Origin of the sequence: Candidatus Palauibacter sp. (assembly GCF_965237495.1) — a bacterium.
In the GTDB taxonomy this organism is placed as follows: domain Bacteria; phylum Gemmatimonadota; class Gemmatimonadetes; order Palauibacterales; family Palauibacteraceae; genus Palauibacter.
Genome location: NZ_OZ250143.1, coordinates 1,914,767 through 1,936,702, shown reverse-complemented (window position 1 = coordinate 1,936,702; position 21,936 = coordinate 1,914,767). Strand labels below are relative to the sequence as shown.

The 21,936-nt window shown below is 68.1% G+C and carries 17 protein-coding genes and 1 pseudogene; 7 read left to right on the top strand and 11 right to left on the bottom strand.

Translation table 11 applies throughout. The features are described 5' to 3' along the window. Positions 1-3: 3 nt before the first annotated feature. From ACPXY0_RS08480 to ACPXY0_RS08460, 5 genes are all read right to left on the bottom strand, one after another. Complete coding sequence (locus ACPXY0_RS08480; protein ID WP_423930231.1) at positions 4-4,290, bottom strand: hypothetical protein; 4,287 nt, start codon at positions 4,288-4,290, stop codon at positions 4-6. Further along, positions 4,287-5,498 carry an ATP-binding protein gene (locus ACPXY0_RS08475; protein ID WP_423930229.1) on the bottom strand — a complete coding sequence of 404 codons (1,212 nt, stop codon included), beginning with the start codon at positions 5,496-5,498 and terminating at the stop codon, positions 4,287-4,289. The genes ACPXY0_RS08480 and ACPXY0_RS08475 overlap by 4 nt, the downstream gene beginning before the upstream one ends. Before the next feature lie 129 nt (positions 5,499-5,627). Further along, positions 5,628-6,641, bottom strand: a complete 1,014-nt coding sequence (locus ACPXY0_RS08470) for a YpdA family putative bacillithiol disulfide reductase (RefSeq protein WP_423930227.1) — start codon at positions 6,639-6,641, stop codon at positions 5,628-5,630. 76 nt (positions 6,642-6,717) lie between these two features. Continuing rightward, the gene (locus ACPXY0_RS08465; protein WP_423930225.1) at positions 6,718-7,278 is read right to left on the bottom strand and encodes a hypothetical protein; all 561 of its coding nucleotides are present in this window, start codon (positions 7,276-7,278) and stop codon (positions 6,718-6,720) included. 202 nt (positions 7,279-7,480) lie between these two features. Next, positions 7,481-7,882, bottom strand: a complete 402-nt coding sequence (locus tag ACPXY0_RS08460; protein WP_423930223.1) for a hypothetical protein — start codon at positions 7,880-7,882, stop codon at positions 7,481-7,483. Positions 7,883-8,046: 164 nt separating this feature from the next. Between ACPXY0_RS08460 and ACPXY0_RS08455 the strand changes: the two genes are divergently transcribed. Together ACPXY0_RS08455 and ACPXY0_RS08450 are read left to right on the top strand one after the other, a co-directional pair. Beyond that, positions 8,047-8,829 (top strand): class II aldolase/adducin family protein, encoded by a 783-nt coding sequence (locus ACPXY0_RS08455; protein WP_423930221.1) that lies wholly within the window; start codon positions 8,047-8,049, stop codon positions 8,827-8,829. A gap of 277 nt (positions 8,830-9,106) precedes the next feature. Then, on the top strand, positions 9,107-9,571 hold the full coding sequence (locus tag ACPXY0_RS08450; protein ID WP_423930628.1) for a type II toxin-antitoxin system VapC family toxin: 465 nt from the start codon (positions 9,107-9,109) through the stop codon (positions 9,569-9,571). A 177-nt stretch (positions 9,572-9,748) separates the two neighbouring features. Here ACPXY0_RS08450 and lhgO read toward each other — a convergent pair. The 6 genes and pseudogenes from lhgO to ACPXY0_RS08420 form a co-directional block, all read right to left on the bottom strand. Next, a pseudogene (gene lhgO, locus ACPXY0_RS08445) lies at positions 9,749-10,792 on the bottom strand (L-2-hydroxyglutarate oxidase); the annotation flags it as partial. Beyond that, positions 10,789-11,571 (bottom strand): hypothetical protein, encoded by a 783-nt coding sequence (locus ACPXY0_RS08440; protein WP_423930219.1) that lies wholly within the window; start codon positions 11,569-11,571, stop codon positions 10,789-10,791. The pseudogene lhgO and the gene ACPXY0_RS08440, both read right to left, overlap by 4 nt. A 137-nt stretch (positions 11,572-11,708) precedes the next feature. Next, positions 11,709-12,755, bottom strand: coding sequence for a hypothetical protein (locus tag ACPXY0_RS08435; RefSeq protein WP_423930217.1), 1,047 nt, complete (start codon positions 12,753-12,755; stop codon positions 11,709-11,711). Between the two features lie 112 nt (positions 12,756-12,867). After that, positions 12,868-14,097: a winged helix-turn-helix domain-containing protein gene (locus tag ACPXY0_RS08430; RefSeq protein ID WP_423930215.1), complete on the bottom strand. Its 1,230-nt coding sequence runs from the start codon at positions 14,095-14,097 to the stop codon at positions 12,868-12,870. Then, the gene (locus tag ACPXY0_RS08425; RefSeq protein ID WP_423930213.1) at positions 14,094-14,936 is read right to left on the bottom strand and encodes a hypothetical protein; all 843 of its coding nucleotides are present in this window, start codon (positions 14,934-14,936) and stop codon (positions 14,094-14,096) included. Before ACPXY0_RS08425 ends, ACPXY0_RS08430 begins: the two co-directional genes overlap by 4 nt. Continuing rightward, positions 14,905-17,073, bottom strand: a complete 2,169-nt coding sequence (locus ACPXY0_RS08420) for a prolyl oligopeptidase family serine peptidase (RefSeq protein ID WP_423930211.1) — start codon at positions 17,071-17,073, stop codon at positions 14,905-14,907. Before ACPXY0_RS08420 ends, ACPXY0_RS08425 begins: the two co-directional genes overlap by 32 nt. A gap of 289 nt (positions 17,074-17,362) precedes the next feature. On the opposite strand from ACPXY0_RS08420, the gene ACPXY0_RS08415 reads away from it, so the two are divergent. The 5 genes from ACPXY0_RS08415 (at position 17,363) to ACPXY0_RS08395 (ending at position 21,932) form a co-directional block, all read left to right on the top strand. Continuing rightward, complete coding sequence (locus ACPXY0_RS08415) at positions 17,363-19,426, top strand: M1 family metallopeptidase (RefSeq protein WP_423930209.1); 2,064 nt, start codon at positions 17,363-17,365, stop codon at positions 19,424-19,426. A 61-nt stretch (positions 19,427-19,487) separates the two neighbouring features. Beyond that, complete coding sequence (locus ACPXY0_RS08410) at positions 19,488-19,826, top strand: hypothetical protein (protein ID WP_423930207.1); 339 nt, start codon at positions 19,488-19,490, stop codon at positions 19,824-19,826. Between the two features lie 25 nt (positions 19,827-19,851). Continuing rightward, on the top strand, positions 19,852-20,787 hold the full coding sequence (locus ACPXY0_RS08405) for an ABC transporter ATP-binding protein (RefSeq protein ID WP_423930205.1): 936 nt from the start codon (positions 19,852-19,854) through the stop codon (positions 20,785-20,787). Then, complete coding sequence (locus ACPXY0_RS08400; protein ID WP_423930203.1) at positions 20,784-21,617, top strand: hypothetical protein; 834 nt, start codon at positions 20,784-20,786, stop codon at positions 21,615-21,617. Before ACPXY0_RS08405 ends, ACPXY0_RS08400 begins: the two co-directional genes overlap by 4 nt. A 72-nt stretch (positions 21,618-21,689) precedes the next feature. Continuing rightward, a complete protein-coding gene (locus ACPXY0_RS08395; RefSeq protein WP_423930201.1) occupies positions 21,690-21,932 on the top strand; it encodes a hypothetical protein in 243 nt (80 codons plus the stop codon). Positions 21,933-21,936: the final 4 nt, after the last annotated feature.

The following is a 21,936-nucleotide window of genomic DNA, read 5'->3' as shown; positions in this document are numbered from 1 at the left end:
AAATCAGGATGGCGACTCCTCCACACCATCTCGCACGACGTGGTTCCGGGCCAAGCGGCTCGCGGCGTACCTGCCGGATGGACTGACGTCGATCACAGTGATGCTGATCTTCGCCTGCTGTGCGGGAGCGAGTTGCTCCTCAAGTCGCTCCCGCAACTCGGCCGGCGTCCGCGGCAAGCGCCCGCTGGGCGGCACCACCTTCATATGGTCCGGCCCGAACCAGAACACCAGATAGATGCCGTAGCCCCGGGATTCCGGCGCCCGCGTGTACATCGTCGCTAGCTGTTCGTCCACGGCACGCCAAACGTCGCGGTGCAGGTTCTTCTTGATCTCTATCGGGATGGCGAGGTGCGAGCCCAGCGCCACTCGGATGTCCGCCCGCTTGTCGTCGGCATACTGCCCCTCCTTCTGCGCGTCCACTCCGTATGGTCCGAGGGTTAGCTGCAAGTCGGAGAGAAGCGCGTTCCGGCAGTCGTCCTCGTGTTGCGGTCTCAGAGGTCGCCGCGACTTCAGATCCAAGTGCCAATACTGCCGCCAGTCCGTCGTGGAGTCGTCTCGGATGCGTGCGGCGAGCTGTTCCACGGCATCGAGCACGAGCGCGGCCAGATCCGCCGCGCTCACCGGCCGTCCCCCCCTGAGCGACTCCTGGATCGCGGCGAGCCCCGGCGTCTCGTGCTTCGCCGCGCGGAGTCTCTCGGCTTGAGCGTCGCGCGCCCGGGAGAGTTCCGCGGTCCATTCCTTTAGGCCGGGGTCGGAGGCGAGCGATTCCAGCGCGGCGGCGGCCTCGTCGTCGGCGCGGCCCGCAAGCGAATCGATCAACCTTCTAATCAGTGGTTCTGCCCTGAACCGCGCCAACTGCTCGTCGCCGAGCATGCCCACGCCGTCCGGCGGTTCGTATCGTCGCAGGCGCCCGCCGAGCGCCCGCAGTAGCGGGGCGAGTTCCTCGGCCTCCCAGTCGTCAAGCGAGAGTGCCCCTCGCAGCTTGTGGTCGAATGACACAAAGAAGTCGACGAGGTGGTGTACGTGCGCGTCGCTCCCTTGGGCCAGATAGTCGATGAGTTCGGGTAGGCGGTTCGCTCTGGCTACGAACAAGCCCGCGCACATCCACTGAACCCGCTGCGCCACGTCCATGCCCCGGCGTCCGAGCCGCTTACGCACCAGATCGGCCAGTTCAGCCGGTGCCATATTCCGTGGGTCGAGGGCGGCCCACAGCACTAGGCGCAGGGTCTCGACCTGCGGCTCGGTGCAGCGGCTGGGAAAGACCCCGAACATCCGCTTCACGGCGATCGGTGCCACGCGCGCGTACGCCGCATCCCGGCCCATCTCATGTAGGTGCCGGTCCGGCCCCTCCTTCGCCCGTACCCGGGCGCGGTGGACCACGACCATGGCATCCGCCACTGCCGTCGGATTCGATCCGAGGGCACGGCGATACCAGCCGGGGTGGCGCCTCGCCTGCTCTCGCTCCGACCGGTCCCAAGCCTCAAACCGCAATGTGTGCAGTCCCGAGACGAAGTAATATCCGAGGGCCCTCCGAAGCCCCTTCTCGCCGAGAAGTTCCAGCGGATCGCCGGCCGCACGCTCCTCCTCCGCCAGCCCCGCGAGGAAGGGGAGGGCGAAGTAGGAGATCCTCTTGGCCTGATGGAGTTGAGCGATCTCGGCCAGGTCTGGTAGATCGTCCCGGTCCAGTAGACGGTGGAACCCCGCCAACGTCGCATCCACAAGGGCTTTGTCGCCGTCGAGACGTGAACGCAGCCCTGCAATGGGCCCCTCGGCTGCCGCATCTTCCGCGCGCCCTTCCAAGTAGGCCTGTGCCAGCTCGTGCATGAGAGCGGGCGGGCAGCGCCCTTCCGCCAGACCCGCCGCGTGCCCGCGCACATGCGCCACATACTCCCGCCGTCGTTCCCGCACCCGACTCAGGATGGGGGCAGTTCGTTCCCTCCGCTTGGCGTCCGTGCGCTCCCAACGCGCCTTGGCCCTCAGGCGCTCTGTGTTCCACTCTCGCAGTGTCGGGATGTTCCGCACGGCAAGAGCCACTTCGTTGTCGGGCAGCGGCGGCCCCCAACCGCCTCTCACCCGTATGGCCCACCAAGCGAGTTCCTCCGCGATCTTCGGCCTCGTGTCCGCCAACTCCGCCGCTCGCACAAGACACCATTGACGAAAACCGGCGGGCACCTCTTCTCCCATGAACTTCCTGCCGACCGATGCGTCGAGCGCCTTGCGTCCAATCTCGGACTCCCGCTCGGCGACGCCGCGCACGACGAGTTCGAGCTGGGCGGATGGGTGCGATCTCAGCCAGGCGTAGATCGGATCCGAGGGATCGGAGAAGAGACCTACCGTCACGGTCCCGTTGCAATACGCCGGAATCAACCCCGGGCGGCTTGGGGCAGCGTCCACGAGACCGAACCAGCGGTACAGCTCCGCATCGCGAGCCCCGTCGCCGAAGAGTTCGAGACCGCGCGCCAATAGTTCCAACACGATGTTCCCGAACCCCTCGTCGGCCAAGGCGGGAATGACCGTCCGAGCACGGTCGCACAGTGAGTCGAGCAGCTGCCGGATCTGCTCCGGGTCCGACCGGTCGAGGAGGGTGTCCCAGAACGAGCTGTAGGACGTGGCGCCGGGGAGGCGGGGCCGCGTGGCTAGGCGATCCCATATCTCGGTGGGGGGTATATCCCGGGGATACATGTGGTCGAGCAGCGTGCCGAGCAGCTCGTTGTCCTCGTCCGGCAGGCGGCCCGCTTCGATATCGGACAGGATCCCGCATAGTGCGGAACATCGGTCGGGGCGGTCGGCAAAGAGGCGACCGAGGGCCTCGATGGCCCTGCACCGAACATAGTCATACCAAGTATCGTCATAGACGATCCGGAGCAGCGCCCGGCGCTCCAAGTCGTCGTCCGCCGTCGGTGTCGGTCCCCGGCCGACGGTCGTCGCGCCGAGTCTCCGCGTGAACCCGGCGAGCAGCCGTGCGACGAGCATCTGTCTGGCATCTTTTCGGACGGGAGAGGAGATCAACTCCCAGAGCGGGGATCGGTCGCGGCTCCCGGCCAGTGCCCCGAGCGCGACGGCTGATGGCCACTCTCGTGGGAGGCTGGGGCTGTTCTCGAGCTGCGTGAACAGTTCCCGCCGCTCGCCCACCGTGAAGTCTTTCGCGTCGCCGCCGAACGCCACGGCAATCGGATCCGCGCGAATGAGGATGGTCCGGGCGTCCGCATTCAGGGCCGCGAGCCACGCGGAAAGGCCTCGGAGGTCCGGCAAGGGAATCCCGTCGTGTCCCAGCAACAACGACAACACGCGCCGAGCACCGGGTCCGTGCGGTGCCCGGATGCGGCGGTCGAGGTACGCCGCGCCCAGGAACTCGGCGACCAGCCGGTGGACAGGAGTCTGGCGCGCGGCCGCGCCCGAGAACAGGATGGAATCCAAGGCAGCCAGCAGAGCCTCGCGCTCCCCGCCGTTCACATCGCCCTCCACATCGCGCAGGGAGAGGATGTCGGGGTCGTCCGTATCGGTCGCCGTCCAGCCCTCCTTGCCGGTAAGCAGCAATAGGGCCGACAGCTGTCCGGCCGCAAGCAGGACCGCGTCCCGCGATGGCTGGACACGCCCGTGCCTGGCGTTCCGGTGCTCGGGGTTCCGCTCCTTCGAGAGTTCTCGGCACGCGCTCTCGAACGCAGCTCGAGGACTGTCTGGCCAGCCGGCCGCTTCCACTGCGTTGAGGAGTACGCTGAGTAACTGCGGATTCCAAAGGAAGGGGTCCAGCCCGTGCTCGAACGCCTCGAATATGAACTCCCCGGCATCGTCCGTTCGGCGGGAGACGATCCGGCGAACATCCTCGCGGGATAGAGGGTTCAGCCGCAGAACCCGAATCGGTCCGGCACCCGTAAGGGAGGAGAGTTCCCGTTGATCTCCGGGCTCAAGCCAGCTACCGGTGCGGCACGACAGGCGGAACGGCGGGTTCCCCAGCGCCTCTAGCCTTGCGACAACCTGATGCAGCGGAGTACGGGGGTCGCCCGCGCCCGTGCGCATCTCGTCCAGCCCGTCGATGAAGACCGGCTTTCCCCGGCAGTCCACATGGTCATCGGAACCTCCACGCGTGAACTTATGCGCGGTGATCGGATCGGGAGCCTCCACGCGCCGGCATTCTTCTTCGAACGCCTCGGTCTTGCCCATTCCCGGCTCACCCAGCAGGACATAGCCGTGGTCCGAGCTAAAATCAGCCAGCGACAGGCCATCCCGACCGAATCGCGGGTCGTCATGCGGCGAGACTAGGCTGACGGTGCGCGGTACGAGCGGGTTCATGTCTCGTCCAGCCATTCTTCGGCGCTCAGCGACAGGAATTCGTTGAGGGGAACTCCGCCCGTGCCCACGACCATGCTTCGGGCGCTGCGGAAGCGCCGCCGGAAGGCGTCCAGCCCCGGAGTCGCGCGCTGTTTCCCGCTCTTCACCTCGATCCCCAGCAGGTGGGGGCCGCGCGCGACCACGAAGTCGACTTCATCCGGGGGGTCGCGCCAGAAATGAAGCCGGGTGGCCGTGGCCCGGCTGTTGAAGAGATGCGCCCCCACCGCACTCTCCACGAGTCGGCCCCAAAAGGAGCGGTCGGCCCTCGCCTCCTCGAAGGTGTAGCCGGAGGGCGCCGTCAGCAGCGCCGTATTGAGCACGTTGAGCTTCGGAGACGACGCCTTCCCCAGATGTGGGGCCGGCGTGTATCGGGACAGGCCGGTCACCAGACCGGCGTCGGAAAGGAGATCGAGGTACCGGGCGACGGTCGTCGTATTGCCGGCGTCCTGAAGCTGGCCGAGCAGCTTGTTGTAGGACATGAGTTGGCCGGAATACCGTGGAGCCAGATCCATCAACTGGCGCATCAGTGCCGGCTTCGCCACGCGTGTCAGTCCGACGATGTCCCGGTCGATGGCGGGCGCGACGATCGAGTGCGCGATGTGATCTCGCCAGGCCACGAGCCGTTCGGTCACCGATCCATCGGGCAACGCGCCGGGATATCCGCCAAAGAACAGGTACTCCTCAACGGTCAACCCGAAAGCCCTCGCCATCTCCCCGAGTGACCAGTGCGTCGTCGGCAGCTCGTTGAAGCGACCCGCCAGACTCTCGTGCAGTCCGGTCAGCATCTGCCAGGGAGCCGACCCCAGGATGACTACCCGCAGCTTGCGTCCGGCCCGGCGGTCCCCGTCCCAGAGTCCCTTGACGACGTTGGACCAGCGGGGAATGTGCTGGATCTCATCGAGGACCAGCACCAGGCCACGGTCCGGCCGCGCCGCCGCCCGGCGGGCCCTTTCCCAGATCTCGACCAACCATTGCTCGTCCTGTGAGCTACCGGCCGGGATCGCATCCACCCCGGCCAACAGACCTGGCGCGTCGGATTCGTTCGGCGTGGGGTCATCGAGCGGGACGTACCAGCACATCCGCCCGACGCCCTCCAAGCGCCTCCGCACCTGGCGGGCGATCGTCGTCTTGCCGGTCTGGCGAGGCCCCGTGACCGCGACGATCCGCATGGCCCTATCATTCTCCAGCAGCCGAAGCAGTCGGCTGACATGAGGGCGTTCGTAGGTATCCACACCGATCATGATACGTTACTGAGTAAAACCACTCAAGAACGTACTGTAAGACGATGGGAACCGAGATCAGCGGGAGCGGTTCACCAGGTGGGCGGCGATGAGGGCGCCGTGCTCGCGGCCGTTCTCGATGAAGATCTTGTTGGCGTTGTAACCCGCGGCGATCACGCCGGCGATGTAGACGCCCGGCGCGGTCGTCTCCATGGTGGCCGGGTCGTGCGCGGGGATGCCCGTCTCGGGATCCGCGGGGACGCCCAGGCCAGTGAGCAGGGCGGCATCCGGCCGCCATCCCGTCATCGCGAGCACCCAGTCGTTCGCGACCGCGGTCTCCGCCCCCGTCGTCTCCTCGATGATGGTGGCCGTTCCGGGTCCGAGGCGGGCGACCCGGGACTCCCAGTGCATCGGGATCTCCCCGCTCGCGATCCGGTTCTCGATGTCCGGGCGCACCCACGGCTTGACCCCCCGGTCGACCGTGTCGGCGAAGTGGACCATGCGGACCCGGACGCCGTTGCGGTACATGTCCAGCGCCGCTTCCACGGCGGAGTTCCCGCCCCCCACGACGATCACGTCCTGATCGAAAAAGGGGTACGGCTCCTTGTAGTAGTGGATGACGCGGCCGTGCGGGTCTCCGGCTTCCAGCCCCAACCGGTTCGGCTCTCCGAACCCTCCCGTGGCGATGACGACCGCCCGCGACGTGATCCGGCTCGCCCGCCCGTCCCGCGTACGGGTGGAGAGCGTGAAAGCGCCTTCCCCTCGAGTGATGCCCGTCACCTCCTCGTATTGGCGCACCTCGACCCCGTGGTGGGCGACGACCTGCCGGTAGTAGGCGAGTGCGTCGCGGCGGGTGGGCTTGGGATCGGGAATCGTGAACGGGACGCCCCCGATCTCCAGTCGCTCCGCCGTGGAGAAGAAGGTCATGTAGGAGGGATAGTGGGTCAGCGACTCGGTGACGCACCCGCGGTCGAGGATGGCGTAGCTGAGCCCGCGCTCCTGCACGGCGATCGCCGTGGCCAGGCCACAGGGGCCGGCCCCGACGATGGTCACGTCAAGCGGTTCCGACTCGGCGATGGAATCCAGGGTCACCCGCACCTCTGACGAGAACAATTCGTGAGCGCGGGATGGTAATCACTGAGACGGGAGCGGAGAACCGCGGGGGGCGTCAGCCGCCTTCCGAACCGGCTTCGTCTTCGGCGTACGGCTCGATACAGACCGGCTGGCGTTCGATCAGCGCAGCGCGGTCCTCGGTTCCGATGGCTCCCCAATCGTCCGGCGGCGTACCCGCGAACGCGTAGCAGGGTGGCGTCGGCACCGAACCCCGGAACCCGGCCAGCCAGCTCTCGGTTGCCTCGACCCTCGCCCCCCACCCGTCATCGGTCTTTTCCAGTTCGACCCGGAAGTGCCCGGGAAGGTCGTGGTCGGAGAGGGCACCGAAGCCGAGCAGGTTGTCGAGTCTCCGGGCGTAAGCTCCGCGCGCCTGTCGGTGGTTGTCCTGCGCCGCGATCAGGGACTCGAGGCTCGCGATCTGGCTCTTCCGCGTGCGCTCGACCCACTCGTCGGTCAGCACGTAGGTTGCGCCGTTTCGGACCTGGATTCCGAAGTGCTCCTCGATCCAGCTCCAGCACACGATCTCCACCCAATGAATGTCGTAGTCCGTGTAATTCCACTCCGACGGATCGCCATCGAACGGTTTGTGATCGATGATCAGGACCGTCTCCGGCATGCCCGGGTCTCCATCCGTCCGCGGCTCACATTTCATCAGGCCCGACGACTCCGGCGTGCCCCCAAGGTCGAGGGCTCCGGCAGAGACGAGAAGGAGTGTAGCGGCGATGTTTGGCATGAAGTCTCTTCCGCTGGGAATCCTCAAGAAACCTGGGACTCTGCCCCACGAACGACCAGAGCAGCCGGGTTGTGACAGCGCAGCATCAAGTTCTGTGATTCTCCGCCGCGGGACGTTGCTCCCGCGCGGCAGACCTGAACAGCCGGGCCGATCCGAGCCACAGCGCAACGAAAAACCCGTTCAAGAGCACGATCTCGGGCACGGAGCTGACCGCGACCCGGTGCTTCCCGGCGATCAGCGCGAACACGGCGACCAGCGCCTGCGCGAGCGCCATTGCGGTCAGGGTGCGAGACATACTCCGTGGCTTGAGGCGGACGATCATGGCACCGATGACTCCGACGGCGAGCACCCCGGCGTACAGCAGGTCGAAGGGGTCGCCCTCAACCCCGATGAGGCCGACGGCACCGATCACCCATACCAGGATGAATGCCGTCGCCAGCGCCGCGCCGACCGCGAATCGGTATGCCGAGGCGGCTTTCATTCTCATCCCCTTCCTCCTCCCTCGCTTGCGGCATTGCTTTCCGTGGAATCCAGAGTAACCTCGGCCTCCGCCCCTCGAACGACCAGAGAGAACGGGGCGGCCTCCGCTTGATCCCACCCGTGCCGCGGGTGATGTTTGGGGGAGGTTCCCACGCGCCCGGGAGGCAGGTGATGAGTACGGTCGAGACCGCTTTCGCTCCCGCTCCGTCCCCGACGGAAGCCGGCATGAACGACGCCGCGATCCGGCGCGCGCTGGTCGACTTCGCGGCGCTGCACCGGATCATCGTGCACGAGAACATGCACGAGGGCACCTGGAACCACTTCAGCTGCAAGGTGCCGGGCAGGCCCGGGCACCTGCTCATCACGCCGGGGCAGATGCACTTCTCCCGCGTGACGGCCGGCAACCTCGTCGAGGTGGGCCCGGACGGGCGTCCCGTGGGCGGGGAAGGGCGGCTGAACGTGAGCGCGTGGGCGATCCACGAACCGATCCATCGCGCGCGCCCCGACATCATGTGCGCGCTCCACATCCACGCCCCCTACAGCACCGCGCTCGCCTCCATCGACGGCTGGAGACTGGACGAGCGGGGGAGTCAGAACGCGGCGGTCTTCTACGGGAACTGCGCGTACTTCGGGTACGAGGGGATCGTCACCGAGGCGGACGAGGGCGAGAGCATGGTCGAGGCCCTCGGCGACAAGCGGGCGCTCTTCCTCGCGAACCACGGCGTGCTGATCGTCGGCGACACGATCGAGAAGACCATGCTGTGGCTGTACCAGCTCGAGCGCGCCTGCATGAACGAACTGCTGGCCCTCCAGACGGGCCGCAGCCTGCGGCGGATCCCGGTCGAGGCCGCGCAGCACAACGCCGACATGTCCGTCGAGTCGGGCGGCGAGGCGGGCTACCTCGAGGGCATGAAGGAAGTGCTGGACGCCGAAGGCCAGGACTACGCCACCTGACCCGCCGCGCCCTCCGGGAGGAGGATGCCGGGGCTTGCACAGCTTGGGTAAGTCGTCCATCTTACCCTCATGCGAACCACTATCTCCACAAGGGGGCAGCTCGTACTCCCGGCTGAGCTTCGGCGGCGAGACGGCGTCGTGCCCGGCCAGGAATTCGAGATCAAGCGGCTCGGGCGAGGAGTCTACCGACTCGCGCGCGCCCCGGCGGCGGTGAACGAGGGTCTCGTCGACCACCTTCTGGCCTGTCCCGCGAAGGGCTGGTTCGTACCGGTTCCGTCTGATTCGACCGCCGACCTGCCCGCTCCGGGAATCGAGGAGCCGGCCGATTCGATACCTCGTTGACGCGAACGTCCTTTCCGAGGCGACCAGGACGAGACCTGATCCGCGCGTCGTCACATGGTTGCGGAACCACGAACCGCAGATCGTCGTCAATCCGGTCGTACTCGGAGAAATCTGGTACGGAATAAGATTGGTGGCGCCCGGGAAGGGTCGCGAGGCGCTCGAGTCGTGGTTCGAGGAGGCCGTTCGCAGGATTCAATGCGTCGCGTTGGATGCGAACACGGGGCTCCGCTGGGCGGAACTCCTGGCGCGTCTCCGTTCCCGGGGACGGCCGATGCCCGTCAAGGACAGTTTGATCGCGGCGACCGCCCTCGCCCGCGGGCTGGTTGTGGTCACGCGGAACCGAAAGGACTTCGAGCCCGCGGGAGTCGAGATCCTCGACCCATTCGAAGGTGGCGATTAGCCCCGTCACGACCTGGCCAACTGTCCGAGAACCCGGCTTGCGATGTGTTCGCCGATCGCCAGGCAGGCGGTCGCGGCGGGGGAGGGCGCGTTGAGCACATTCACGACGCCCGGTGCTTCCCCGAATCACGAAGTCGTGGATGAGGGTGCCGTCGGTGTCTACCGCCTGCGCGCGGATTCCGGAGCGCCATCTCTCGAGGTCCCCCACACCCAGTTCGGGCAGCATGTCGCGGGCCTTCCGCACGACGGCTCGCCGGTCGAACGAGCGCCACTGTTCCTCCAGGGCGGTCCGCCAGTGCGCCCGCGCCAGGTGCCGAAAGCCTCGGTAGCTCAGCGCTTCCAGCGCGTCCGGCACCCGCCCGGAGAACCGGCCGTAGGCCTCTCGACCCCGGGCCCACACCGCGTTCGGGCCGAGTTCGACGCGTCCGGCCACGTTTCGCGTGAAATGAGCGCCCAGATGCGGCAGCCGGGGATCCGGGACCGGATAGATGTGGCCGTGCACGCGGTCGGCCGCGGCTCCGGAGAGGCTCCAGTATTCGCCCCGGAAGGGAAGGACGCGGAGGCGGGGATCGTGGCCGAGGAGCCGCATCACCCGGTCGACGTGCAGCCCGGCGCAGTTGACGACGACGCGGGCCTCGATGTTGCCCGGCGGCCCCACGAGGCGGGTGCGAGTCGGGGTCGGGGTGCGGCGGGCCTCGCGCACCTCGAAGCCGGTGCGGATCTCGTGGCCGGCGCGGGCCAGGTCCGCCGCGAGGGCACGCGCCACGTCGCCGAAGTCGACCGCCCTGGTGGCAGGTACGTGGAGCGCCTCGATGCCGCCCGCGCGCGGCTCGCGCTCGGCGATTCCGTCCGGGCCGATCCGCTCCATGGCCACGCCGTTGGCCCTGCCGCGCCGTTCGAGTTCATCGAGGGCCGGGAGCTGATCGCGCGACATCGCGACCACGATCTTGCCGGTGCGCGTGGTCGCGATGCCTCGTTCGGCGCAATACCGGCACAGCCGGGCGCTCCCTTCAGTGCAGAGCCGCGCCTTTAGCGACCCGGGCGCGTAGTACAGACCGGCGTGGATGACGCCGCTGTTGCGGCCGGTCTGGTGTGCCGCGACCTCCGGTTCCTTCTCGAGCACCGTCAGCGAGAGATCCGCGCGGGTGCGCCGGATCGCGTCCGCCGTGGCCAGCCCGACGATGCCGCCTCCGACGATGGCGATGTCGAGCGGTTTCGTCATCCGCCTCCCGCGCCAGCCCCCTGTCCGACCACGCATTCGGGGGTTTCGCCGCGGATCCAGGCGGCGAGCATCCGCCACTCCGGGTCGTCCATCGAGGCCCAGCGCCGGGGGCCGCCGTGGAAGTAGTCACCCCCCGCGGTCGGCGCGAGAGGATGGGTGAGGAGCCGGCTCATCATCGGCTCGCCCGGCTCCACGTAGCGGCGGGCGATCGCGAAGTTGCCCCGCGACTCCTGCTGGTTCCAGAAGTCGCGATCCTCCGGGATATGCCGGGCGAAGCCGCGCGCTCCGGATTCGTGGCAGTGGATGCACTCGACGTCTCCCGGGCGCTTGTCGAGGAAGACGCGCTGCACGCAGTCGCGGAAGAAGTCGAAGTCCAGACGGGGCGGGGCGGGACGGTCGACCGGATCCGCGGCCGCCACCCAGTCCGCCATCGCGCGCCATTCGGGGTCCGACTTCGATTCGAAGAACCGCCCGCCCACATGGAACGCCGCGCCGCCCGAGGACACCTCAAGCGCCTTCCTCAGGAGGCGGCTGCCGTCCGCATCCCCCGGGGTGACGAGCCGCGACACGACCTCGAAGTTCCGGCGGGAATCTTCCTCCGACCAGAACACCTCGCCCTCATCCGTCTCGCGGAGGCGCTGCAGGCGAAGCGGCGTCCCCTGTTCCGCATGACACGTGACGCAGGGCGCCCGTCCAGGTCCCCATCCGCCGCGGTCCGCGAGGAAGATGGGTTCCACGGTCTCGCGGTAGCGTTCGAAGCTCAGGGGTTCCTGACCCATGACGTCGCTGGGGCCGGGAGCCGACGCCATCAACGCGACGGCGAGCGCTACAGCCGACAGCGGCCGAACGCCGGTTGTGAGTCTCAGGCCGGTCCCGAGCCCCGGGCCAGGCGCTGGCCGCAGGGGCACACCCGAACTCACGGGAACACCACGGTCTTGTTCCGCTTCGGCGTCTGCCCCACCGGGATGCGGGCGATCTCCTTCATCTCCCTCGTATCGACGACCGAGACATCGTTCGACCCTGCGTTGGCCACGTAGAGGTAGCGGCTGTCCGGCGTCATCGTGAGCCAGTCGGGAATGTGGCCAACCTCGACCCCGCCCAGGTACTCGAGGTCGGGGAGCGACCACGCATAGACGTGTCCGTTGGGCTTGCTCGTCGACCACAGTTGCCCGCCATCCGGCGACACCGTGAGGCCGTGCCCGGGCGATCCCTGCAGCGCGTCGTTCGTCACCCGCGAGATCGGCAGGATTGGCATATCCAGTTTCTGCAACACTTTACGTTCCTCGAAGTCAACCACATACACACCATGGTAGTTCGAGATCTGGACGAACAGTCGCTTCGTGGACCCGTCCGGATGCGCTTCGAATGCCATGGGACGCACGCCCCCATCTGCGTAGCCCCCCGTCGCGCGCCCGCTGAAGTGGAGCGACCAGATCGCCTCGTCGATCGAGGTGTCGATGATCGTCAGCGTGCGCGCGCCGATCATGCCCGCGGCGACGTGCCGGCCGTCGGGCGACATGAACACGTTGTGTACCGTCCCCAGCGTGGGGATCGACTTCACGACCTCGCCCTTCTCCAGGTCCACGACGTCGACGCAACTGCAGTCCTGGATGATCGCGACGTACACCTTCCGGCCGTCGTTGCTGATCGCGATGTTGTGCGGCCGCCCCGAGAGCGGGATGCGCTCCGCGACCTTCATGACGTCCGTGGGAACGATCTCCAGCGTCCGGTGGATCTCGTTGCTGAAGTAGAGGGTGCCCCCGTCCGGCGCGGCGGCGACCCCATGAGCCTTGGGGATCCCGTCGATCACCTGCACGACCTGGTTCGTCACCGGATCGATGATGTGGACGTTGTCCCCCGCCGAGTTGGTCTGCACGATGCGCACCTGCGCCGACAGGGCCGCCACGGAGGTCGCGCACGCGATGGCCGTGGAAGCGAGGAGAACTGGAAGCCGGCGTCTCATTCGGGAACCTCCACCGTTGGGGGGACCCACCTGCTGCACACTCTTACGGTACCATGCCGCGTTTGGCGCGGTCCAGCCTTGGCCGGCCGGCGTTCCCGCGGGAACGCGGTTGTCAGCCCCCGTCGCCGGAGGTCCCTGCGCGCGGCATTCGGATCTCGGTCGCGTCGAGGAAGTCGGCGAGGTTCGAGACCGTTTCGTCCAGGGTCGCCTTGAACATCCCCGTGGGTTCGAACCCCGGCTCCAGATGGAGGGCTCGGATCTCGAGTAGGCCGCGATCCCGGTGCAGCTTCGGGTCGAGGCGACCCACGAGCCGGCCGTCGTGGAGGATGGGCAGGACGTAGTAGCCGTACTTCCGTTTCGCCGCGGGGACGTAGATCTCGACGGTGTAGTGGAAGTCGAGGAGTTCCGCCGCGCGCTTTCGTTGCCAGAGCAGGGAATCGAAGGGACAGATCAGCGTGGTTCCGGTCGGTTCGGGCAGATCGTCGATCGTCTCGAGGTGCTCGGGCAGGGCGTAGCAGGGACCGCGGAGGCCCTCCACTTCGACCTCGACGATCCGCTTCCGCCGGAGGTTGCGGGCGATGACCCGGCGCCGCTCCGCCGCGTTGAGTTCCGGCCCCGTGAAGTAGTTGACGAGGTGCCGTTCGGGGGCGATGCCGCAACCGCGGAGCGCGATGAGGAGCCAGCTGTCGTGGTACTCCGTGAGCGACGCGGTGGGACCGTCCGGGTAGACGCGCTCGGCCACGTCATAGATGCACCGGAAGTGGCGCCGCCCGCTCACGACGACCCGGCCGTCGTGCCACAGGAGCTTCAGCGACCGCTTGTCCTCGTGCAGCCGCCACGCGAGCGACTCCGTCTTCTCACCTCGTTCCGCCGGCTGGGGCGCGAAGTCGGCGCTCTCCAGCGGTCCTTCGGCGCGGAGCCGCCGCCGCACCCGGCGCTTCGACCCCGTCGAGGTCGCGTAGCGGCTCCACCACTTTCGGCCCGACCAGCTCTCGGGAGGGAAGCGGCGCATGCGCCGGCGGCCCAGCGGGAGATGGGAGATGGGAAGGATCGAGGCTTCGTGTCCCCAGTACTCGTACGCCAGCCGCTCCCCGTACACCCAGCGGTCTACGCGGGAGCGGTCGTACGGCCCGAAGCGGCTCCAGAGGGTCAGATAGTGGGCGCGGTCCACGACGTTCACGCTGTCGAGTTGCAGTGCTCCCGTCCGCTCGAGGTGGTCGACGAAGGCGCGCCGGTCGAGGCAGGTCGACCCGCGGGGCCGAGCGAGACCCTGGCGATGCAGCCACAGCCTGACCACCGCTTCGCGCGCGAACTTCTGTGGTCCCCTGCGGATCGGCGTCACGCCGGTTCCCGGCCCCGGGCCGGCTCGACGAGGCGGAGTTCGCCGAGCGGCACGTAGTAACGCACGTAGCGCCGCCCGTCGGACCACCGGTCGCCCCCTGCGTCCTCCACCAGCACCGTCGCGCGCTTCGTGATCCGGTTGACCCGCCCGGTCAGGCGCCGGCCCCGGAATGTGAACGTCACGCGGGAGCCGACCCCGACCCCCACGCGGGCGGCGCGCTCCGAGCGGGTGATGAGCTGGTGCGTGTGGGCCCGGTGCAGAAACAGACGCCGGGCGATCCCCTGGAAGCGCGAGCGGCCGCAGTGGCTCGCGTCCCAGCACAGCCACTCGGCGAGGTGCACGAGTTCGTGCTCGAAGATCCGCTGCAGCGCCTCCAGCCGGTTCGCGCACGGCAGCCCGCACACCGTGACCTCGGGATCGTCCCCGCCGAATCCGTCGAACAGGATCGACGTCGCGACCGCGATCTCGAAGCGCCTGGCACCACCGGGGCGCTCGAAGCGCGTCGTCTTGCCGCCCGCGCGCGTCATCCGGCCGGAAAGGCGGAAGGTGAGGCGGTCCGGGCCGACGATCTCGCCGCAGAGGCCGTTAAGGAAGCGATCGTCGTAGGCCGCGAACAGAAACGCGAGGTCGTCCGCGTGGATCCGCGTGAAGTTCGGCTCGCGGACGTGCGGGGACCGGGTGAGAAGGTCCCCGCCGATGCCACGCGTCCAGCCGCCGATGCTGACGGCCCCCGGATCCCGGGTGAGCAGGATCCGGGAAAGCCTCCCCGTCAGCAGGCCCCCACCGGCGACCGGCCTCGCGCGCGGGTCAGCGGCCCTCGTCCGCAGCGGTGACCGCATCCGAGTCCAGGTGCTTGCGGAACCAGGCGAGGATCCGGTCGGAGACGTCCATGACGAACTTCGGCTCCCGCGGCCCGTGCGGGGTCCGCGGGTATACCACCATCTCCGTCGGAATCCCGCGCCGGTCGAGCGCCCGGTAGAACTCCTGCCCCTGCGTGAACGGGACGCGCAGGTCCTCGGCCCCGTGGATGACCTGGGTCGGCGTCACCACGTTCGCAATGTGGTACATGGCCGAGTGTCGCTCGTAGCGCTCGTAGTCCTCCCAGAACTCCACCCCCATGTGGCCGACGAGGTAGTCCTGAATGTCCGTCGTCGTCGTCATCGAGATGAGGTTGGGGAGGCCGGCGCCCATGCTCGCGGCGACGAAGCGGTCCGTCTGCGTGACGGCCCACGAGGTCATGTAGCCGCCGTAGCTCCAGCCCATGAGGAGGAGCCGGTCCGGGTCCGCGACGCCCATCTCGATGACGTGGTCCACACCCGACATGAGGTCGCGGAAGTCGCCGTAGCCCCAGTCCTGGAAGTTCGCGTAGCGGAAGTCCTTGCCGTAGCCCGTGGACCCGCGCGGGTTCGGGCGCAGGATCGCGAACCCCTCCTGCGCGAAGTACTGCAGCATGTAGGCGGCCGGCGACCCGGTGAAGCTCTGGCTGAACACGCCGCCGGGGCCGCCGTGCACGTTCAGAATCATGGGTACCCGCTCGCCCTCTTCGTATCCCACGGGGTAGGTGAGGAGGCCCTCGATCTCGAACCCCTCGGTCGAGGTCCATGAGACGAGCCGGGTCGGGCCCATCTCTGGTCGCGGCACATCGGCGTGGAGGTCCGTGACCCGCGTCGGCGCGTATCCGTTCGTGGGCGAGACGAAGACATCCCACGGCTCCTCGGTCGTCTGCCAGGTGAAGGCCATGCGGCTCGCGTCGTCGGTGAGCGCGACCGAGCCGACCACGCCGTCTCCGTACGAGATGAACCGCGTCTCGCCTCCATCCACCGGGACGGCCAGGACGTGCCGCCGGGTCGCGAGCGATTCGAGCAGGAGCAGTTCGGAGGAATCGCCCGACCACCCCAGCACGGATGCGCTGCGGTTGGGCGTATCGAGGCGCCGCGCCTCTCCCCCCGCGGCCGGCATCACATGGACGTCGCCCAACCCGATCGGCTCCGGCTGGTCGCCCGTCGACACGTAGGCGATCCACGCCCCATCGGGTGACCAGACCGGCCCGCTCTCGATCCCCGCCCCGGTCACGAGCGCCGACAAGTCTCCGACCGCGGCCGGGTCGCCTTCCTCCTCCTCCTCCTCCTCCTCCTCGGTCTCTTCACGGGCGGCCAGGAGGTCGGCGATCGCCCCGGCGTCCGGGACGGTCGTCGTCGAGATGTCGCCGCTCAGCCGCGCCGTGTTGATCCGCGGGTCGGCCTGATGCGAGAAGGAGATCCGCCCGCCGTCCGGGGCCCAGCTGAACCCCGTGATGTGGAAGTCGCCGGCCGTGAGCCGCACCGGCTCGGCGGGTTCGTCCGACTCCGGGTCGACGGCGACCACATACAGGTGGGAGAACTTGTAGTTCCGGTCCACGAGGATGACGTCGCGCTTCTCCTCCCGCGCCTTCTTCTCGTCCGCCGTCTCCGGATCCCGCATGAGGAACGCGATGCGCGTCCCGTCCGACGACCAGCGATACGCCCCCACCGAGCCGCCCGCCTCCGTGAGTTGCCGGGCCTCTCCGCCCGCCAGCGGCAGGGCCCAGAGCTGGCTTCCGCCTTCGCCCTCGCCGTCCCGGCTCGTGGTGAAGGTCAGCCACTCGCCGTCGGGCGAGAAGCGGGGAGAGCCCGCCGAGGCCTCGCCCCGGGTCCACTGCGTGGCCCGCGATCCCTCGGCGTCCGTCAGCCAGATGTGACTCAGGTACTCCGACTGCGGTCCTTCCATCAGCGGTTCGCGCACGACGAAGGCGATGCGGGAGCCGTCGGGGGAGATCGCGGTCCCCGAGACGGCGTGGTACCGCATGCTCAAGGCCGGCGTCCATGCGTCGTCGTCCTGGGCGGTGGCGGTCTGCGCTCCGGCCGTCGCGGCCAGGAGGAGGATCGCGGCGAGCGCGAGGGCCCGCCTCGGAGTGCGGAAGGGGAAGGGCTGAGACAGGATGTTCCGGGACCCGGGCATGCTCACACCTCTCGGTTGACGTGGCGCCGTTGCGTGCTCGCGCATCGCACCGCGCATCCAACATAGCGAACAGGTACACGATGTCCGAAACGATGCGGGCCACCCACGCCGCCGCTCCGGTGTCGGGATCCGAGCGACCGTGGCGTTCGGTCGGATGGCACTGACCAACTACATTGCCTCGCGTGGGGAGTGCAGGGTGCGTCGGCATCGTCGCCGCTGTGGTGTACGCTGTCCTACGGGAGATGTCAGCCGATGAGGAAAGGCCGCTGAGGATGAGAAGGGGAGTTATATGAGGGTGATGGGTGCGCGGCCGCAGACGCCTCGCGCACGGCTGCTCGCCGCGCTGGCCGTGCTGGTTCTGCTCCCGCTGGCGGCCGGGGCGCTTCCCGGCGGTCTGGCGGCGCAGGAGGGGGACCCGGAAGAACGTGAGGCGGCGGCGGCGGCGGAACTCGCGCGCCGCGACTCGCTCCGGCGGATCTTCGACCCGGCCGCCGCTTTCGAGCCGCTCGACCTCCCCGAACCCGGGCCATTCCGCGACGCCACGGGCGCGCCGGGCCCCGAGTACTGGCAGCAGCGCGCGGACTACCACATCCGGGCGAGCCTCGTCGGCGACCGCATCGAGGGCACCGAACGCATCACCTACACGAACCACAGCCCCGATTCCCTCACGAGCCTCTGGGTGCAACTCGACCAGAACCTCTTCCGCGAGAACAGCTACGGTGCGCTGAGAGCGGAAGAAGTCGAGGGAGATGTCCGCCACGGCGGCTTCTTCCGGGACGGCGGCTTCGTGATCTCGGGGGTGCGGGTCGAGCACGAAGGAGAGATGACCGTCCCCGAGTACCGGACCGAGGACACGATGATGGAGATCCTCCTCGACGAGCCCCTCCCGCCCGCGGGCGCGCAACTCGAGGTCGACATCGACTTCGCGTTCGAGATCCCCGAGACGGGCGGCGACCGGATGGGGCAACTCGACATCCGGGGCGGGATCATCTATCAGCTCGCCCAGTGGTACCCCCGCATGTTCACCTACGATGACGTGAACGGCTGGAACCAGTCCCCGTTCCTCGGGCAGGGCGAGTGGTATCTGGAGTTCGGGGACTTCGAGGTCGAACTCACCGTCCCCCGGGACTTCGTCGTCGTCGCGACCGGTGAACTGCTCAATCCCGAGGATGTCCTCACGCCGACGCAGCGCGAACGGCTGGCGCGGGCGCGCAACTCGGAAGAGACGATCCACATCATCGAGCCGGACGAGGCGGGGGACGATGAAACCCGCCCCCCCGGCGAGCTGCCGCTGACGTGGCGCTTCCGGGCGCAGGACGTGCGCGACTTCGCGTGGGCCGCGTCGGACCGCTTCGTGTGGGATGCGGCGGGATGGGAGGACGTGCTCATCATGTCCGCCTACCCCGAGGAGAGCCTCGGAGGGCGCGGCGTCAGCGGGTGGGAGCGCTCGACGGAATACCTGCGCCACAGCGTCCAGTATTACTCGGAAGAGTGGTTCCGCTATCCGTATCCGGTGGCGATCAACGTGGCCGGGCTCGCGCTCGGGATGGAGTACCCCATGATCGTGTTCTGTTCGTGGGAGTCGCGCGGCGCGTTCCTCTTCTCCGTCACCGACCATGAGATCGGACACACCTGGTTCCCCATGATCGTGGGCTCCGACGAGCGGCGATACGCGTGGATGGACGAGGGCTTCAACACGTTCATCAACTACTACTCCGGGATCGAGTTCTCGGGCGGCGAGCCGATCCTGGGCCAGTTCATGTCGCCCGCCCAGATCGCCGTGGACACGCAGCGGCCGGGGTACGCGATCCTCACGCCGGCCGACAGCATCCCCGAGGAGGACATCGGCGTCCTCGCCTACAACAAGCCCGCCGCGGTCCTCGTCCTCCTGCGCGAGGATGTGCTTGGTCCCGAGGTGTTCGACGAGGGGTTCCGGGAGTACATCCGCCGCTGGGCGTGGAAGCACCCGCAGCCGGCCGACTTCATCCGCACGATGGAGGACGTGTCGGGGCAGGATCTCGACTGGTTCTTCAAGGGCTGGATCTACGAGGACGCGGTGCTCGACCAGGCGATCGCTTCCGTGGAGAGGATCGGGGACACGACGACGGTGACGATCGAGAACCGCGGCGGGATCCCGATGCCGCTCGAGATCCGGATCCTGTACCGGGGCGGGGACGAACAGCGGCACGACGTCCCGGTCGAGGCGTGGCAGGTGGACGGCACCTATGTGCTCGAGGTGGTCGACGGATTCGTGCGCAACGTGCAACTCGACCCGGACGGGATCCTGCCCGACGTGAACCGCGGCAACAACGTGTGGGGCCGGGGCATCATCGGTCGAACCCCGCCCGGGTAGTGGCCGCGGCCCACATCCTTCTTCCGAAACCTTCTCGCCACCCCTTGCGTTCGGTTTCCACATGGAAGACCTGCTTATCCCCCTCTTCGCGATCTTCTTCACGATCGGCGTCCCCGTCCTCGCGTTCGCGACGCATTTCGCGCTGCGGCCACTGGTGCGGGACGTCACGCAGGCGCTCGGGCCCCGGAAGCAGGACCGGGAGACGATCGCCCTCTTGAGGGAGCGCGTCGCCCAGCTCGAACTCGAAGGCCGGGAGCGGGACGAGAGGCTGAACGAACTGGCGGAAGCGGAGCTGTTCCGCCGGCAGCTGGAGGAGCGTGCCGGCGGCACGACGCCCGCGATCCCACCCCCCGCGACTCCGACCCCCGCCGCCCCCGGCTCGCCGCCCCCGGGCCCCTGATCAACAGTCAACCGGGCACTCGCACATGTCGATCATAGAGACGCAGGGGCTCTCCAAGCGGTACGCCGCGATTCGCGGCGAGGGGACGCTCGCCGTAGACCAGCTCTCGGTGCAGGTGGAGGCCGGGCAGGTGTACGGCTTCCTGGGCCCGAACGGGAGCGGGAAGACGACGACGATCGGGATGCTGCTCGGGGTCATCACCTCGACAGGCGGTTCGTTCCGCCTCTTCGGCGGCTCGTCGCCGGCGGAACTCCACGCCGGGCGCCAGAGGATCGGGGCCACGCTCGAGTATCCCAACTTCTATCCCTACCTCAGCTGCCGCGACAACCTGCGGCTCGTGGCGCGGGTGAAGGGGCGGGACGAGACCGAGGTCACGGAGGCGCTCGATGTCGTGGGGCTGGCCGCGCGCCAGAAGACGAAGTTCAGGGCCTGCTCGCTGGGGATGAAGCAGCGGCTCGCGCTCGCGGCGACGATGATCGGCGACCCCGAACTCATCATCCTCGACGAGCCGGCCAACGGCCTCGATCCGGCCGGGCAGCGGGAGATCCGCGACATCATCCGCGAACTCGCCGCGCGCGGGAAGACGATCTTCCTCTCGAGCCACCTGCTGCACGAGGTGGAGCGCACCTGTACGCACGTCTCGATCATCGAGAGCGGCCGGCTCATCCGCGAGGGGAGCGTGGACGAGATCACCTCCGCCCGGACGGTGGCCGCGGTGGGGGCCGACATGGACGTGGAGGCGCTGAAGCTCGCGGTGGCCGAGTTCGAGGGCGTGAGCAACACCCGGGTCGTGGACGGCCGGGTGCTGGCGCAACTCGAGGGCGGGGGGCTCGCGGAGCTGAACCGCTTCCTCTCGGAGCGGGGGATCTACGCTTCGCACCTGTCGCTGGAACGGCAGTCGCTGGAGGACGCGTTCATGGAGATTACGGGCGGGTCCCACGGGTTCGGAGAAGTGCAATGAAGGGCGGTCGGGTGTTCGGCGTGCTGCTGCGCAACGAGTGGTTCAAGGCGAGGAAGCGGATCGTCCTGTGGATGGCGCTCGGCTTCTACGCACTCGTCACGTTCATGGACAAAGCGTACTCCTTCTTCGAGCGCAGCGAGGGCTTCCGGCTCCCGGACATCTGGGCGTCGGTATTCGGCGACGACTCGGCCACGCTCTTCCTCTTTGCCGCCATTACCCTGGTTCTGTTGACGGCGACGGAGTTCAGTTGGCGGACGGCGCGGCAGAACGTGATCGACGGTCTGTCGAAGTCCCAGTGGTTCTGGGGCAAAACCCTGTTGTTGCCGATCGTGGGCCTCGCTTTCGTCGCCGCGCACGTACTGATTCCCGGCGTGCTGGCGCTGATTCGCACCGACATGGGGGCTGCCGCATCGTCGCTCGTGCCGCTTTCGGTCTTCCAGGCGACGGGCGGGCTGGTGCTCGCGTTCCTGAGCGTGGGGGCCTTCGCCTTCTTCCTGTCCCTGGCGATCCGCAAGACCGGCGCGGCGCTTGCCGTTTGGTTCCTGTGGCTTGGAGCGATCGAGTTCGGGATGCTCCCCCTGCTCGTGCAGCGTATCCTGCCTGACTATTCCGAGCGGCTCGAGTACCTCCCGTGGAGGAACGTCTTCCCGCTCCTCGAGTTTCGGAATTACGACGCCCCCACGTTCGAGCGGATCGCCGCCGCCGCGGAGGCGGCCGGTCGCTCGGCTCCCGAGGCCGTCGATCTCGGCTCGCATGTGATCATGGCTACCCTCTGGACCGTGCTCTTCATCGGCGGCGCCTTCATCTGGTTCCGCCGCCGCGATCTGTGACGCAGTGGTGTCTTGCACTCCGGGGGTCGGCGTGTAGCCTTGGCGCAAGGGGGACTCCATGAAGCTCAACCCGTGAACAAGTGGCAACGCTACCGGAACGTGCCGCAGCGCTCGATCTTCGCGGGCAGCTTTGCCTCGACGTTCTTCTCCACGTGGTATTGGGCGACGTCGATGGACGAGCCGAGGATTCTGCTCATGGCCCTCGCGGTCGCGACCGCCGCCACTGCCGGCCTTCTGGCGGGCCTGGAACTGGCGCTGTTCCTGGTCCCCGGCTGGCGGAGTTCGCCGGGCAAGACGCGAGCGAGTGGAGAATGATCCC

Bases quoted from the DNA above. Each gene is read 5' to 3' on its own strand.
- ACPXY0_RS08465 (WP_423930225.1), bottom strand. From the start codon at position 7,278: ATGCCGGAGACGGTCCTGATCATCGATCACAAACCGTTCGATGGCGAT.
- ACPXY0_RS08410 (WP_423930207.1), top strand. From the start codon at position 19,488: ATGGAAGACCTGCTTATCCCCCTCTTCGCGATCTTCTTCACGATCGGC.
- ACPXY0_RS08415 (WP_423930209.1), top strand. From the start codon at position 17,363: ATGAGGGTGATGGGTGCGCGGCCGCAGACGCCTCGCGCACGGCTGCTC.
- ACPXY0_RS08475 (WP_423930229.1), bottom strand. From the start codon at position 5,498: ATGCGGATCGTCGCGGTCACGGGGCCTCGCCAGACCGGCAAGACGACG.
- ACPXY0_RS08435 (WP_423930217.1), bottom strand. From the start codon at position 12,755: ATGAGACGCCGGCTTCCAGTTCTCCTCGCTTCCACGGCCATCGCGTGC.
- ACPXY0_RS08455 (WP_423930221.1), top strand. From the start codon at position 8,047: ATGAGTACGGTCGAGACCGCTTTCGCTCCCGCTCCGTCCCCGACGGAA.
- ACPXY0_RS08405 (WP_423930205.1), top strand. From the start codon at position 19,852: ATGTCGATCATAGAGACGCAGGGGCTCTCCAAGCGGTACGCCGCGATT.
- ACPXY0_RS08425 (WP_423930213.1), bottom strand. From the start codon at position 14,936: ATGCGGTCACCGCTGCGGACGAGGGCCGCTGACCCGCGCGCGAGGCCG.
- ACPXY0_RS08440 (WP_423930219.1), bottom strand. From the start codon at position 11,571: ATGGGTCAGGAACCCCTGAGCTTCGAACGCTACCGCGAGACCGTGGAA.
- ACPXY0_RS08420 (WP_423930211.1), bottom strand. From the start codon at position 17,073: ATGCCCGGGTCCCGGAACATCCTGTCTCAGCCCTTCCCCTTCCGCACT.
- ACPXY0_RS08460 (WP_423930223.1), bottom strand. From the start codon at position 7,882: ATGAGAATGAAAGCCGCCTCGGCATACCGATTCGCGGTCGGCGCGGCG.
- ACPXY0_RS08480 (WP_423930231.1), bottom strand. From the start codon at position 4,290: ATGAACCCGCTCGTACCGCGCACCGTCAGCCTAGTCTCGCCGCATGAC.
- ACPXY0_RS08400 (WP_423930203.1), top strand. From the start codon at position 20,784: ATGAAGGGCGGTCGGGTGTTCGGCGTGCTGCTGCGCAACGAGTGGTTC.